The sequence below is a fragment of the Streptomyces daliensis genome (genome assembly GCF_054782395.1).
The window spans coordinates 107,570-121,440 of the sequence record NZ_BAAGSO010000100.1; the positions used below are offsets into that span (position 1 = coordinate 107,570).

A 13,871-nucleotide genomic window follows, 5' to 3' on the forward strand; every position below is an offset into this window, starting at 1 on the left:
CGCCAGGTGACCCCGGCATGTCCGATTCGTTCAAGAGGACGGCGGCCTCGGCCCACTACCGTCACTGCCATGAACAGCACCGGCAAGGAATCGCGCCATCTCGGCATCCACATCGACCGCACCGTCGACGATGTCTACGCCTACGCGTCGGACCCGGCCAACCTGCCCGCTTGGGCCCATGGGCTGGGGGAAGCCGTCGAAAAGGCCGACGACCATTGGGTCGCGGAGTCTTCCCCCATGGGGCGGGTCGTGATCACCTTCGCGCCGCGCAACGAGCTGGGGGTGCTCGACCACGACGTCACGCTGCCCTCCGGGGAGACCGTCCACAACCCGGTCCGTGTGATCGCCGACGACGCGGGGAGCGAAGTGGTGTTCACCCTCCGTCGTCGGCCGGAGATGAGCGACGCCGACTTCGAGCGCGACGCGGGCATGGTCGCCGCCGATCTGCGCCGCCTCAAGAAGCTCATGGAGTCCGCCTGAGACCCGCCTCCGGCAGAGGAACGGCCTTACCGCGAGCTACCGGGTCACCGGCGCAATCCGCGCAGCCCGCGCAACCGCCGATGGCACTCCAGCCCGTCCGGGATGACCTCCCACTCCGGGATGCGCCGCTCCACCTCGTCCTCCGGGAGGAAGTCCCACCAGTCGACCTCCTCGGGCTGCGGCCGTACGGGCAGCGCGCACACCACCTCGTAGACGCGCACGAACCAGGAGTGCTCCGGGGTGTCGAAGAGGAACGTCAGCCGCCGCTCCGGCATCGGCAGCCCGCTCACCCCCAGCTCCTCCTCGGCCTCCCGCAGCGCCGCCTCGTCGTAGGTCTCGCCCGCGCCGACGACGCCGCCGACCACCAGGTCGTACGTCGAGGGGAACACCAGCTTCACCGGGGTCCTGCGGTGCACGAAGATCCGCCCGCGCGGGTCGCGGACCTGCACCGACGAGCAGCGGTGCCGCAGCCGTCGTGCCATCGCCTCCCCGCGCGGGGCCTGGCCGATGACCCGGTCCTGTTCGTCCACGATGTCCAGGAGTTCGTCCGCCGAGCGGCCCTGTTCCGTCATGCCGTTCATCTCAGCACCGTCGTGGGGGTGCCGTGTGCACCGGGCCTGCGGTTACTCTCCGGTCACCAGGTCGGTCCTTCCGGCGCGGACAGCACGACAGGTGGCAGGTGGGCAGCATGGCGTACGACGCCGACGTGATCGTCATCGGAGCGGGGCTGGCGGGGCTCGCGGCCACGGCCGAACTCGCCGACGCGGGCCGCAAGGTGATCCTCCTCGACCAGGAGCCCGAGCAGTCACTCGGCGGCCAGGCGCACTGGTCGTTCGGCGGCCTGTTCTTCGTCGACTCGCCCGAGCAGCGCCGCATGCGCATCCGCGACAGCCGCGAACTGGCCTGGCAGGACTGGCTGGGCACGGCGGCCTTCGACCGCGACGAGGACCACTGGCCGCGCCGCTGGGCCGAGGCGTACGTGGACTTCGCGTCCGGCGAGAAGCGGGCCTGGCTGCGGCAGCAGGGCCTGCGGCTGTTCCCCGTCGTCGGCTGGGCCGAGCGCGGCGGCTACGACGCGACGGGCCACGGCAACTCCGTGCCCCGCTTCCACATCACGTGGGGCACAGGGCCCGGTGTCGTGGAGCCCTTCGAGCGGCGCGTACGGGCCGGGGCCGCCAGCGGGCGCGTCGACCTGCGCTTCCGGCACCGCGTCACGGGGCTCTCGCGCAGCGCGGGCTCCGTGGACACCGTCACAGGGGAGATCCTCGCGCCGAGCGAAGCGGAACGGGGAACGGAGTCCAGCCGCGAGGTCGCCGGGTCGTTCGAGCTGCGCGCCCAGGCGGTCATCGTGACGTCGGGCGGCATCGGCGGCAACCACGACCTCGTACGCGCCAACTGGCCCGAGCGGCTGGGCACCCCGCCCCGGCATATGCTCTCGGGGGTGCCCGCGCATGTCGACGGGCTGATGCTCGGCATCACGGAGGACGCGGGCGGACGCATCATCAACCGCGACCGGATGTGGCACTACACCGAGGGCATCGAGAACTGGAACCCGATCTGGAACCGGCACGGCATCCGCATCCTGCCGGGCCCCTCGTCGCTGTGGCTCGACGCGACGGGCAAGCGGCTGCCCGTACCGCTGTTCCCCGGCTTCGACACGCTCGGCACACTGGACCACATCATGCACTCGGGGCACGACTACACGTGGTTCGTACTGAGCCAGAAGATCATCGAGAAGGAGTTCACGCTCTCCGGCTCCGAGCAGAACCCGGACCTCACGGGGCGCAGCGTGCGCGACCTGCTGGCGCGGGTCGGGTCGGGGGCGCCGGGGCCGGTGCAGGCGTTCATGGACCACGGCGCGGACTTCATCATCGAGCGCGACCTGAGCACGCTGGTGCGCCGCATGAACGAGCTGACGGGCGACAAGCTCATCGACGAGACCGCGCTGCGCCGGGAGATCGCGGCGCGCGACCGCGAGATCAAGAACCCCTTCACGAAGGACTCGCAGGTCACCGCGATCCACGGTGCGCGCAAGTACCTGGGCGACAAGCTGATACGGGTCGCCTCACCGCACCGCCTCCTGGACCCGAGGTCGGGCCCGCTCGTCGCCGTACGGCTCAACATCCTGACCCGTAAGACCCTCGGCGGCCTGGAGACGGACCTCTCGTCCCGCGTCCTGACGGAGGGCGGCGAACCGCTGCCCGGCGTCTACGCGGCGGGCGAGGCGGCGGGCTTCGGCGGCGGCGGCGTCCACGGCTACCGCTCCCTGGAGGGCACCTTCCTGGGCGGCTGCCTCTTCTCGGGCCGCACGGCGGGCAGGGCGGCGGCGAAGGCGGTGGGGTGACGGGCACTCCGTGTGGGGGCGGGGTATGTGGTCCCGCCCCGTCCACGTGCGGGTCAGTCGCCTGCCGCGTACGCGACGAAAGGTTGACCGCCTCGCGCTCCAGCCTGGCCCACAGGCGGAACCACGCGGCCAGGCCCGGGTTGCGGGACAGGTGGCGGGCCGCCTTGACGATGGTGCCGAACGCCTCGAGCGCGTCGTCCGTGCGCTGTGGGAAGTCCGGGGGCGGGAAGCGGCGGTCACGTTCGATCGACGCCACCGTGTGGACCGAGTACCCCACGATGCGGGCCAGTTGCTCCCGCGTCCACCCCCGATGCTCCCGGAAGGAGCGGACGACCTCCCCGAACCCCTTGAGACTGTCGGACGATTCCGACTCGCCCCCATGGTGTCCCCTTTGCTCAGGCATAACCCGGCACCTCCGGCGGTCTCGTTGGCCGCTGGCCACTCTTCGTGCAAGTCACCCAGCGTGACCGAGTGCTCACGAGCCTTTCCAGTTGAGGGCCGGTACGCTCGCGGGCGTACCGGTACGGGAGTGTTCGGCGACGGGGGGCGTACGGGTGGCCAAGCGCGCTGACGTCGCGGTGCTGTTCGTGCACGGCATCGGTGACCAGGGGCAGGGCGACACCCTGGAGTCGTTCTCCGGCCCGCTGCTCGGAACGCTGAGGCAACTGGTGGACGGGACCGGGGTGTTGGTCGCCGATGCGCGGCTGGATCCTGGAGGCAGGATCGGGGTGGCGCTCCGTCAGGGAGACGTCTCCGCCATGTGGTTGCTCAGCGAAGCCTGGTGGGCCAAGAGTTTCTCCGCCCCCTCGTACGGGCAACTCGCCCGCTGGCTCGCGCTGGCCGGGCCGCAGACCCTCTATCGGCACGCGCTGCGCTACAAGATCGTGCCCCGGCCCGCACGGAACGTGCCCGTTGCCTCGGCCCTGTACAACAGCCTCCTCGGGGTCCTCTACCTGTGGCTCCCGGTGTTCCTGTGGCGACGCGTGTTCTATCCGGCGCTGATGGTGGCCGTGGCGCTCGTCGTGCAGGTTCTCTTTCTGCTGCTGATTCCGCTGGCCTCCGTACCGCTGCTGCGGCGGGTGATCCAGCGTGTGCAGTACCTGTTGGTCGCCACGGTCGGTGACAGCCTGGCCTTTGTCGACGTGCCGGAGTCCTTCGAGCGGATGGTGGACCAGGTGCGGGAGGAACTGCGCACGCTGGACGCGGTCGCGTCGAACATCGTCGTCGTGGCGCACTCGCAGGGCGCGGCCGTCGCGCACGCGGCGTTGCGGCGTGAGCCCCTGCCCTCGGAGCGTGTTCTCTCGTTCGTCACGCTCGGCGCGGGGCTGGACAAACTGACCGTGCTGCGGGCGGTCGGTGACGACGGCGTGTCGGCCGTGGTGCGACACGTCGGGCCGCTGTGGGCGGCGCCGCCCGTGCTCGGCATGATCCTGCTGGGCGCCTGGACGCCGGGTGGTGTCCAGGCGGCGCTGGCGACCATCGCGGCCTACGGATTCTTCCTGGCCTCCGCCTTCCTGCCGCTGCGGTACTACCGCCGTCTCCAGCGGTCGATCGACGAGCAACTGCCCCTTCCCGGGCAGGGCGAGCGGCTCGAATGGCTGGACGTCTACGCATCCGCCGACCCCGTGCCGCACGGGCCCCTGCTCCCTGTGGAGGAACGGCCCTGGACCCTTCAGCCGGAGCGGGCGAACGTCGCCTCCTTCGAGGTCCGGAACCACAGGTCCCCGCTGACGGACCACACGACGTACCAGCGGAACACCGAGCAGGTCATGCTGCCGTTGCTCGACCTCGTCTGCTCTCTGACGCCGCTGTGGCTGACGCGCACGGTGGCCGACTACCCACGGCTGCTGGAGCGGGGCTGGGCGCGCCGGACACGGCGTACGGGGTGGCGGGCGCGGACCCGGCTGAGCGCGCTGCTCGCGCTGTGGGGCACCGTCACGCCGCCCACGAACGCGGTGGCGCCGCTGCCCCTGCTGCTGGGAGCGCTGGTGTGTCTCCACCTCGCGGCGGGCGCGGCCTGGCGGCGCTGGGACCGCGCGGAGTCGGCGGCATGGCTCGACCACGGGACGGGGCAGGTGCGGCGTGCGCGGGCGCTGTTCTTCGTGGTGGCCGGCTGTCCACTCGCGCTGCTGGCCGGGCTCCAGCTCCTGGTGACGGGTGACCGGGCGCTGGCCGGGTTCTTCGGGGTGCTGCTCGCGGTCGTGTGGGGCTGGGGGGCGCCCGGCGCGCTGTGGCGGACGGTGCGCGGGTGACGACGGCGTGACGGAACCGGCGCGTCCCCGCCGTCGTCTACGGCAGGGACATGATCAAGGCGGGCATACGGGGGAGTCGCGCTGTGGGCGCACTGGTGGGGCGTCGGCGGGCGCTGTGGGTCGTGGTGCTGGTGGTCGCGGCGCAGTTGGGGTTCGTGGCGTGGCCCGCGTACGCGTGCGGGTGCGGCGGGATGGTGCCCTCGGCGCGGTCGCGTATCGCGGTGGACCGCGAGGTGTCCGCCGTGCGGTGGGACGGGCGCACCGAGCAGATCGTGATGAGCCTCACCGTCAGCGGCGACGCGCCGGAGGCGGCCTGGATCATGCCCGTGCCGAGCAGGGCGGACGTGAAGCTCGGTGACAGGAAGCTCTTCGACGAGCTGGAGGCGCTGGCCGAGCCCGTACCCAGGGAACGCACGTACTTCTGGCCGAGGGACGGCGACTGGCCCTTCGACTCGTCGTCCGACATGGCCGGAGCGCCGCCACCCTCCGCCACCGCGCCGCCCGTCGACGTCGTGGGACGCGAACGGCTGGGCCCCTTCGACGTGGCACGGTTGACCGCGACCGACCCGGACGCGCTCAGCGGGTGGCTGAAGAAGAACGGTTTCGCGCTGCCGGAGCGGCTGAGCACCGAACTGGAGCCGTACGTCGAGCGCGAGTGGGAGTACGTCGCCGTCAAGCTCGCGCCTGAAGAGACGGGGGAGGGCGCGGCCCTCGGCGGCACCCTCGACCCGCTGCACCTCACCTTCGCCTCCGACACCCTCGTCTACCCCATGCGGCTGTCCCGCGCGGCCACGCAGCCGCAGTCGCTGGGCCTGTACGTGCTGGCCCCGCACCGCATGGAGCCCCGGAGCGCGATCGGGGGCGAGCGGCCCGAGGTGACGTACGCGAAGCGGCTGACGGCGGGGGAGCAGCCGGGGGCTGTGCGGAAGCTGGCGGGCGGGGAGACGTATGTGACCGCCGTCGAGCAGTTCTTCCCGCGTCCCCAGCAGATCATCGGCGACCATGTGCTCGCGCGGGCATCGTCGGACGAGGAGTTCCAGCGGGTGCGCTACGAGGGCACGCTGCTGCGCTGGGGCGGGATGCCCGCGTGGCTGGTCACGGTGGGCGGGGCGCTGGTGGTGCTGGCGGCCGGGACGACGCTGCTGGTACGGCGCGAGCGCGCGCGATCGTAGACAGCACGGGTGCAGGACGGGGCTGCCGCGCCGGGCCCGTGCCGGGTCCGTACCGGTGGTGACGAGGCGGACCCGGACCCCGCGTGTGCGGACGGAAACATGCCCCGGACAAGACTCCGCGGCTCTTAATGGCCGCGAAACGCCAGGGAAACAGCCCCCTTTGAAGCTGTGTCGAGCCCATGCCAAGGAGGACTCGATGCCCAGAGCCCGCGGCCCCGGCCGCCGCCCGGCGCCCACGGCACTCGCCGCGTGCACCCTGACCGTCGCCCTCGTCGCCTCCCTCACCGCCTGCGGCGCGAAGGTCGGTGACCCGCGAGCCGCGGGGCCGGACGGACAGCGGGCGCGGGCCGGAAGCGGGGCCCTCGTGGACGTCGGCGAGGACAGGGTCAAGGTCGGCCTGCTCAACTCCCTCTCCGGCACGATGGCCATCAGCGAGGTCACCGTCCGCGACGCGCTCCGGCTCGCCGTGGACGAGATCAACGCCGACGGCGGCGTCCTCGGGCGCAAGATCGTGCCGGTCAGCGAGGACGGGGCCTCGGACTGGCCGACGTTCGCGGAGAAGTCGCAGAAGCTCATCAAGAAGGACCGCGTCGCCGCCGTCTTCGGCTGCTGGACCTCCGCGAGCCGCAAGGCCGTCAAGCCGGTCTTCGAGCGCAACCGCTCGCTGCTCTTCTACCCGGTGCAGTACGAGGGCATGGAGCAGTCCCCGTACATCTTCTACTCCGGCGCCACCACCAACCAGCAGATCGTCCCCGCGCTGGACTATCTGCGGCAGCAGGGCAAGAAGTCCCTGTACCTGGTCGGCAGCGACTACGTCTTCCCGCGCACCGCCAACAAGGTCATCCGCGCCTACGCGAAGGCGCACGGCATGAAGATCCTCGGCGAGGACTACGCGCCCCTGGGCTCCACGGAGTTCAGCACCATCGCCAACAAGGTCAAGGCGTCCAAGGCCGACGCCGTCTTCAACACCCTGAACGGCGACAGCAACGTGGCCTTCTTCAAGGAGTACAAGTCGGCGCGGCTGACCCCCGCGAAGATGCCCGTCGTCTCCGTCTCGCTCGCGGAGGAGGAGGTCAAGGGGATCGGCCCGCAGTACCTGGAGGGCCAGCTCACCTCCTGGAACTACTACCAGACCACCAAGGGCGCGCAGAACGACGGCTTCGTGAAGGCGTACAAGGCGCGCTACGGGAAGGACAAGCCCACCTCCGACCCCATGGAGGCCGCCTACACCTCCGTCCACCTGTGGAAGGCCATGGTGGAGAAGGCCGGTTCCTTCGACGTCGAGAAGGTGCGGAAGGCCGCCGACGGGGTGACGTACGAGGCGCCCGAGGGCCGGGTCGAGATCGACGGCGACACCCAGCACCTCTACAAGACCGCGCGCGTGGGCCGTATCGGCTCCGACGGGCTGATCCGCGAGGTCTGGAACTCGGACGGGCCGATCAGGCCCGACCCGTATCTGAAGCGCGACGCCTGGGCCGACGGCCTCTCCTGACGGCACCTCGCGACGGCCGCTCCTGACGGCCCGTCATCCGACCCGCCCTGGGCGACCGTCTCCCCGCCACCCTCCCCGTACGGAGCCGCTCCGTGACCGTTCTCCTCACCCAGTCCTTCACCGGCGTCAGCATCGGCGCCGTCCTCCTCCTCATCGCCCTCGGCCTCTCGCTGACCTTCGGGCAGATGGGCGTCATCAACATGGCGCACGGCGAGTTCATCATGGCCGGTGCCTACACCACGTACGTGATCCAGCAGGCCATGGGCGGCGCCGGGCTGCCGCTGCTGCTCGCGCTGCCCGCCGCCTTCGTCGTCGCCGGGACCATGGGCGCACTGCTGGAGGCGCTGCTGATCCGCAGGCTCTACGCCCGCCCCCTCGATACCCTCCTCGTCACCTGGGGCGTCTCGCTGCTGCTCCAGCAGCTGGCCCGCGACCTCTTCGGTGCCCCCAACGTCTCGACCACCGCGCCCGAGTGGTTCACCGGCGCGACGACGGTGGCCGGTGACCTGTCGCTGCCCAACAGCCGCCTGTTCATCCTCGCCCTCGCGCTCACCGCCATCGCCGCGCTCACCCTCACCCTGCGGCACACCTCGCTGGGGCGGCGCATCCGGGCCGTCGTGCAGCACAGGGAACTGGCGGAGGCGTCCGGGATTCCGACGGCACGGGTGGACCGGACCACCTTCTTCATCGGCTCCGGGCTCGCGGGCGTCGCGGGCGTGGCGCTGACGCTCGTCGGGCCGATCGGGCCCGCGATGGGGACCAACATCATCATCGACGCGTTCCTCGTCGTGGTCGTCGGCGGTCTGGGGCAGCTCAAGGGCAGCGTCATCACCGCCTTCGTCCTCGGCCTCTTCCAGGCCGCCTTCGAATACTCCACCACCGTCAGCATCGCCAAGGTGCTGGTGCTGGTCGTCGTGGTCGCCTTCCTCCAGTGGCGGCCCCAGGGCCTCTACACCCTTCGCAGCCGGAGCCTCGCATGACGCCTCGCATGAAGCCCCGTATGACGCCTCGCCCGAACGACCGACGACTCGTCCGCCTGCGCGCGCCCCTCGGCTTCGCGCTCGGCGCCGTGGCCCTGTTCGCGGTGGCGCCGCTCGCGCTGTCCGAGTTCCGGCTCGGGCTGCTGGCCAAGTACCTGTGCGTCGCCATCGTCGCGCTCGGCATCAGCCTGGCCTGGGGCAGGGGCGGCATGCTCACCCTCGGCCAGGGCCTCTTCTTCGGCCTCGGCGGCTACGCCATGGCCATGCATCTGAAGCTCGCCGACGCGGGCCCCGGCAACCTGCCCGACTTCATGAGCCTCTACGGCACCGGCACCGAACTGCCCTGGTGGTGGGAGCCTTTCCGCAGCCCCGTCTTCGCCGTCGCCGCCGTGTTCGTCGTGCCGATGGCGGCTGCCGCGCTGATCGGGCTGCTCGTCTTCCGACGGCGGGTGCGGGGCGCGTACTTCGCGATCCTCAGCCAGGCGCTCACCGCCGCCTTCGCGCTGTGGCTGATCGGGCAGCAGCTCTCGACGGGCGGCACCAACGGCCTCACCGACATCCAGGGCTTCTTCGGCTACGACCTGAGCGACCCGGCCAACATGCGGATGGTCTACTTCCTCACCGCCGCCGTGCTGCTCGCCCTGATGGCCCTGGTCCGTCAGCTCTTCCTCTCCCGCTACGGCGAACTCCTCGTCGCCGTCCGCGACTCGGAGGAGCGGGTGCGCTTCCTCGGCTACGACCCGGCCAACGTCAAGCTCGTCGCCTATGTCGCGGCGGCCGGGATGGCAGGACTGGCCGGGGCGCTGTTCGTGCCCGCCGTCGGCATCATCTCCCCGGCGCTGATCGGGATCGTGCCCTCCATCGAGTTCGTCATCGGCGCCGCGATCGGCGGCCGGGCCAGCATGCTGGGCGCGGTGATCGGCGCCGTCGCCGTGGCGTGGGCCAGGAGCGCGCTGTCCGAGGAGTTCCCGGCGGCGTGGACGTACGCGCAGGCCCTGCTGTTCATCACCGTCGTCGCGTTTCTGCCCGGCGGGCTCGTGTCGCTGGGCGCGGTGCTGCGGCGGCGCGCACGGGGAGGGCGCCCGCGCGGCCCGGCGGAGCCGCCCCGGGCACCTGAACCCGCATCCGCATCCGAACCCGCATCCGTCCAGCACACCGGCAAGGAGGCAGCGGTATGACCATGACCGGAACCGGAAGCGAGCCGTCGGGCAGCGAACAGTCCGGCAGCCTGGAGGTGCGGGGCCTGCGGGTCACGTTCGACGGGTTCACGGCGGTCGACGGGGTCGATCTGACCGTCGGCGCCGGAGACCTCCGCTTCCTCATCGGGCCCAACGGAGCGGGCAAGACCACCCTCGTCGACGCGGTGACGGGCCTGGCCAGGGCCACGGGCTCGGTCCGCTTCGACGGCCGCGAACTCCTCGGCAGCAGCGTCCAGAAGATCGCCCGCGCGGGCATCGGGCGCACCTTCCAGACGGCGGCCGTCTTCGAGGAGCTGACCGTGCTCCAGAACCTCGACATCGCGGCGGGCGCGGGACGCGGCATCGCCACCCTGCTGCGGCAGCGCGCGACCGTACCCGAGAGCGTCGAACGTGCCCTGGAGACCACGGGCCTCACGGCGCACCGCGACAAGCCCGCCGGAACCCTCGCGCACGGCCAGAAGCAGTGGCTGGAGATCGGCATGCTGCTGGTGCAGGACGTGCGGCTCCTGCTGCTCGACGAGCCCGTCGCGGGCATGAGCCACGACGAGCGCGAGGCGACGGGGCGACTGCTGGAAGAGGTCGCGGAGGAACACACCGTCGTGGTCATCGAGCACGACATGGACTTCCTGCGCTCCTTCGCGCGCAGCGTGACCGTGCTGCACGCGGGCGCCGTACTGAGCGAGGGGACGGTGGCCGAGGTACGGGCCGACCCCCGCGTCCAGGAGGTCTACCTCGGCCACGAGGCGCCAGCTTCGCCGTCCGCGGCCTCCGCGTCGTCCGAGGGCGCGTCGGCGCCCGTGGCCCAGGAGGTCTGACCGGTGCTGGAGATCGACAACCTGACGGCCGGATACGACCGCACCACGGTCCTGCACGGCGTCTCGCTCACCGTCCCCGACGAGGGCGTCGTCACCGTCCTCGGCCACAACGGCGCGGGCAAGTCCACCCTGCTGCGCGCCGCGACGGGCCTGCTACGTCCGCGCGGCGGCACCGTCCGCCTCGACGGCGAGGACATCACGCGGCTGCCCGCGCACCGCCGGGTGCGGCGCGGCATGGCGTACGTACCGCAGGGCCAGCAGAGCTTCCCGCACCTCACCGTGCGCGAGAACCTCCGGCTCGTGGCCGACGGACAGCCCTCCGGCGCACGCGAGGCGACGGCCGACGCGCTCGACCTGTTCCCCGCGCTGCGCGAGCTGATGACCCGCCGTGCCGGGCTCCTCTCCGGCGGCCAGCGCCAGCAACTCGCCCTGGCCCGCGCCCTGATCACCCGCCCCCGGCTGCTGCTGCTCGACGAGCCGACGGAGGGCATCCAGCCCTCCGTCGTCGCCGAGATCCAGCAGACCGTCCTCACCCTGAGCGCGCGCGGCGGCCTCTCGGTCCTGCTCGTCGAACAGCACATCGACTTCGCCCTGCGCGCCGCCGACCACTACCACGTCCTGGAGGCGGGCCGCATCACCTCGCAGGGCGCGGGCGACGGGGAGGCGGAGTCGGCGGTACGGGAGGCACTGGCGGTGTGACGCCGCCCGCCGCCTACCGCCAGGATCCCGGCGCGAGCCCACCCCACACGTCGTCGACGCCAACGGCTACGAGGGCCCGCCCGAGGTGCGGGACTTCGGGATCGCCGAGGGCACCCCTGTGCGGCGAGGCGTGAGTCCCGCGTCGACGGAGGCACGGCGAAAACACGTTGCGAGGCCGCGCGCGCGTGCGCGAGGCTCGGCGCATGTCCCAGAACGCGCCCGGCGGCGCCACGGGGGTGGCCGCCCTCTTCTCGCACGGCCGGCTGACCGCGATCCCGCGGAAGGCGGCCCGCCGCGAGCAGCTGCTCGTACACCTCGCGCAGACGCTCTTCGAGCGGGACCGCGCGTACAGCGAGCCGGAGGTCAACGAGGCGCTGCGGACGGTGCACGAGGACTGCTCGGCGCTGCGCCGCTATCTGGTCGAGGCGGGCCTGCTGGCCCGGACCAGAGACGGGGGAAGCTACCGCCGGGCCGGGTGAAGCGACCCCGGCCCGGCGTGTCCTGGTGGCCGACGGGACAGCCGGGCGGAGGCATACGTCGAGCGCCGCGCGGGCCTTCGTGTTCGGTTACCGCCTTCCCAGCGCCCGTTCGCCGGGTGCGCAGACCTCGCGCAGTGCGGCCAGTTCGCCGGGTGACAGGTTCCGGGCGGCGGAGCCGCGTCTGCCGCCGCCGTCGAGCAGGGCGCTGCCCTCGTCCAGCCACTCCGGGAGCGGCTTCACGCCGATGAAGGCGGCCAGCCGGGTGAGTTCGCCGTGCGGGTCGTCGAGCAGGTCCTCGTACGCGAGCGTGGTCCGTACGGACTCGGGCAGCGCCGCCAGATCCCGTACTCCCTCCTCGATGAGCCGCGACCACAGCTCGCCGAACCGCTCGACGGGCACGGGCCGGTCCATCAGCACCCCCGGTTCGAAGCGCTCGGCCAGCAGCGCGGCCAACTCGGGCGGCAGGAGCGCGATGTGCTCCTCCGTCAGCTCGCCCGGCGACTCCAGGCCGCACAGCTCCGCCATCTCGTACAGCGACCGGATCAGGCGGTAGCCGGAGTGGCGGCTCATGGACAGGGCGCAGTCGGGCCCGTCGCGGTACAGGTGCACGAAGCGGGCGTGGGGGAAGAGGGTGCGCAGGACGGGCACATGGCCGAGGGAGTAGCCGGAGCGCTCGACGGTCGCGCCGGTGCGGCCTGTCAGCTCGGCCAGGGTCGCGAACAGTGCCTCCCAGTGCGCGGCGGGCTCCCGTACGGGCCAGCTCTCGACGGTGGGCGTGAGCGTGTCCAGCAGCCCGTCGGGGTCGTCGCTCAGGTGGGGGAGCGTCATCAGGAGGATCGCGGGGATGCCCGTGGTCTCGGCGCTGTAGCGGGTCGAGGGGAGGCGCGGGTACAGGAACTCGGGCAGGGGCACGCCGCTGCGGATCATCCTGTCGAAGACGGGTGTCGGGCCCGCGACGTGCGACCAGAACTCGGCGCCGTCGAGCGGCTCTTCACTCAGGACGCGGGGCGCCATGACGGAGGCGAACAGCTCGTTCAGGCTCAGGACGCCGGGGTGCAGATTGACGATCCGGGACAGGGTCGTCGAGCCGCTGCGGCCGGTGCCGACGATGAAGGTCAGGTTCTGCTGTCTGTGCTTCTGCTGTCTCTGCTGTGTGGACACGCCCGCTTACTGCCCGCGACGAGGTACCCGTACGCGCGGGTGCGCGGGAGCCTGTGCGGGTGCCCTCCCGCTCACCCTCACACCGTGAAGTCCGGCTCGGCCGGTGCCCGCTTGAACTCGTAGAAGCCCGCGACCCCCGCCATCAGCAGCACCCCGTCCCACAGCCGTCCGGCCGCCTCGCCGCGCGGGGTGGGGGAGACGCACGGGCCGAAGAAGGCCGTCGTCGCCCCGCCGCCGTCAACACCGCCGTCGGCGGGGCGCACGGCGATCACCGGGGTGCCGACGTCCTCGCCGACGAGGCCGGTCCCCGCCTCGTGCGAGGCGCGCACCGCCGCGTCGTACGCCGTCGAACCGCCCGCCTCCGCCAGCCGCTCCGGCAGCCCCGCAGCGGCCAGCGAGGAGGGGAACAGGGTGCGCCAGTCCCAGTCCCCGCCCAGGTGGAGGCGGGTGCCGAGCGCGGTGTAGAAGCGGCCGAGCGCCTCGTGCCCGAACTCCTCCTCCACGGCGGCGCAGACCCGTACGGGCATCCACAGATAGCCGTCAGGGTCGCCCTCGGGATCCTCGTCCAGGTGCTCATTGAGCACCGACAGGCTCATCACCCGCCACCGCACCGAGACGGGCCGCACCGTGGCCACCTCCAGGAGCCAGCGCGAGGTGATCCAGGTGTACGGGCACGCGGGATCGAACCAGAAGTCCGCGACGTACGCGCCCTCGCGGGGCTCCGCCGGGCGGCCGGCCGGTTCGTGCTGTCGCTGCGCCATGGGCCGAGACTAGACGAACGGTTCGACCGGCCCGGTG

General features: G+C 72.0%; 13 protein-coding genes and 1 pseudogene. 10 read left to right on the top strand and 4 right to left on the bottom strand.

Annotation, left to right across the window (positions count from 1 at the left end; translation table 11 throughout):
• Positions 1-69: 69 nt before the first annotated feature.
• The gene (locus tag ACYVOO_RS27280) at positions 70-480 is read left to right on the top strand and encodes an SRPBCC family protein (protein WP_461018354.1); all 411 of its coding nucleotides are present in this window, start codon (positions 70-72) and stop codon (positions 478-480) included.
• A 44-nt stretch (positions 481-524) separates the two neighbouring features.
• On the opposite strand, the gene ACYVOO_RS27285 is transcribed toward ACYVOO_RS27280, so the two are convergent.
• Positions 525-1,052: an NUDIX domain-containing protein gene (locus ACYVOO_RS27285; RefSeq protein ID WP_461018390.1), complete on the bottom strand. Its 528-nt coding sequence runs from the start codon at positions 1,050-1,052 to the stop codon at positions 525-527.
• Positions 1,053-1,168: 116 nt separating this feature from the next.
• Here ACYVOO_RS27285 and ACYVOO_RS27290 point away from each other — a divergent pair, with 116 nt between their 5' ends.
• Complete coding sequence (locus ACYVOO_RS27290) at positions 1,169-2,824, top strand: FAD-binding dehydrogenase (RefSeq protein ID WP_461018355.1); 1,656 nt, start codon at positions 1,169-1,171, stop codon at positions 2,822-2,824.
• Positions 2,825-3,017: 193 nt separating this feature from the next.
• Here the strand turns inward: ACYVOO_RS27290 and ACYVOO_RS27295 are convergent.
• A pseudogene (locus ACYVOO_RS27295) lies at positions 3,018-3,227 on the bottom strand (helix-turn-helix domain-containing protein); the annotation flags it as partial.
• 88 nt (positions 3,228-3,315) lie between these two features.
• Here ACYVOO_RS27295 and ACYVOO_RS27300 point away from each other — a divergent pair.
• The 8 genes from ACYVOO_RS27300 to ACYVOO_RS27335 all read left to right on the top strand — a co-directional run bounded on the left by ACYVOO_RS27300 (position 3,316) and on the right by ACYVOO_RS27335 (position 11,912).
• On the top strand, positions 3,316-5,076 hold the full coding sequence (locus ACYVOO_RS27300; RefSeq protein WP_461018356.1) for a hypothetical protein: 1,761 nt from the start codon (positions 3,316-3,318) through the stop codon (positions 5,074-5,076).
• A gap of 50 nt (positions 5,077-5,126) precedes the next feature.
• Entirely contained in the window at positions 5,127-6,248 is a 1,122-nt protein-coding gene (locus ACYVOO_RS27305; protein ID WP_461018357.1) for a DUF2330 domain-containing protein, read from the top strand.
• Between the two features lie 196 nt (positions 6,249-6,444).
• Positions 6,445-7,740, top strand: a complete 1,296-nt coding sequence (gene urtA / locus ACYVOO_RS27310; RefSeq protein ID WP_461018358.1) for an urea ABC transporter substrate-binding protein — start codon at positions 6,445-6,447, stop codon at positions 7,738-7,740.
• A gap of 92 nt (positions 7,741-7,832) precedes the next feature.
• Positions 7,833-8,720, top strand: coding sequence for an urea ABC transporter permease subunit UrtB (gene urtB / locus ACYVOO_RS27315; protein ID WP_461018359.1), 888 nt, complete (start codon positions 7,833-7,835; stop codon positions 8,718-8,720).
• On the top strand, positions 8,717-9,898 hold the full coding sequence (gene urtC / locus ACYVOO_RS27320) for an urea ABC transporter permease subunit UrtC (protein WP_461018360.1): 1,182 nt from the start codon (positions 8,717-8,719) through the stop codon (positions 9,896-9,898). The genes urtB and urtC overlap by 4 nt, the downstream gene beginning before the upstream one ends.
• Positions 9,895-10,734: an urea ABC transporter ATP-binding protein UrtD gene (gene urtD, locus ACYVOO_RS27325; protein ID WP_461018361.1), complete on the top strand. Its 840-nt coding sequence runs from the start codon at positions 9,895-9,897 to the stop codon at positions 10,732-10,734. Before urtC ends, urtD begins: the two co-directional genes overlap by 4 nt.
• Positions 10,735-10,737: 3 nt before the next feature.
• Positions 10,738-11,433, top strand: coding sequence for an urea ABC transporter ATP-binding subunit UrtE (gene urtE / locus ACYVOO_RS27330; RefSeq protein WP_461018362.1), 696 nt, complete (start codon positions 10,738-10,740; stop codon positions 11,431-11,433).
• 203 nt (positions 11,434-11,636) lie between these two features.
• The gene (locus ACYVOO_RS27335; protein ID WP_461018363.1) at positions 11,637-11,912 is read left to right on the top strand and encodes a DUF2087 domain-containing protein; all 276 of its coding nucleotides are present in this window, start codon (positions 11,637-11,639) and stop codon (positions 11,910-11,912) included.
• An 87-nt stretch (positions 11,913-11,999) separates the two neighbouring features.
• Here ACYVOO_RS27335 and ACYVOO_RS27340 read toward each other — a convergent pair whose 3' ends face one another.
• Complete coding sequence (locus tag ACYVOO_RS27340) at positions 12,000-13,073, bottom strand: sulfotransferase (RefSeq protein ID WP_461018364.1); 1,074 nt, start codon at positions 13,071-13,073, stop codon at positions 12,000-12,002.
• Positions 13,074-13,150: 77 nt separating this feature from the next.
• Positions 13,151-13,834 (bottom strand): mycothiol-dependent nitroreductase Rv2466c family protein, encoded by a 684-nt coding sequence (locus tag ACYVOO_RS27345; protein ID WP_461018365.1) that lies wholly within the window; start codon positions 13,832-13,834, stop codon positions 13,151-13,153.
• Positions 13,835-13,871: the final 37 nt, after the last annotated feature.

Excerpts from the sequence above, each read along its gene's own strand:
- ACYVOO_RS27280 (WP_461018354.1), top strand. The coding sequence starts at position 70 with ATGAACAGCACCGGCAAGGAATCGCGCCATCTCGGCATCCACATCGAC.
- ACYVOO_RS27285 (WP_461018390.1), bottom strand. The coding sequence starts at position 1,052 with ATGACGGAACAGGGCCGCTCGGCGGACGAACTCCTGGACATCGTGGAC.
- ACYVOO_RS27290 (WP_461018355.1), top strand. The coding sequence starts at position 1,169 with ATGGCGTACGACGCCGACGTGATCGTCATCGGAGCGGGGCTGGCGGGG.
- ACYVOO_RS27305 (WP_461018357.1), top strand. The coding sequence starts at position 5,127 with ATGATCAAGGCGGGCATACGGGGGAGTCGCGCTGTGGGCGCACTGGTG.
- urtA (WP_461018358.1), top strand. The coding sequence starts at position 6,445 with ATGCCCAGAGCCCGCGGCCCCGGCCGCCGCCCGGCGCCCACGGCACTC.
- urtC (WP_461018360.1), top strand. The coding sequence starts at position 8,717 with ATGACGCCTCGCATGAAGCCCCGTATGACGCCTCGCCCGAACGACCGA.
- urtD (WP_461018361.1), top strand. The coding sequence starts at position 9,895 with ATGACCATGACCGGAACCGGAAGCGAGCCGTCGGGCAGCGAACAGTCC.
- ACYVOO_RS27335 (WP_461018363.1), top strand. The coding sequence starts at position 11,637 with ATGTCCCAGAACGCGCCCGGCGGCGCCACGGGGGTGGCCGCCCTCTTC.
- ACYVOO_RS27345 (WP_461018365.1), bottom strand. The coding sequence starts at position 13,834 with ATGGCGCAGCGACAGCACGAACCGGCCGGCCGCCCGGCGGAGCCCCGC.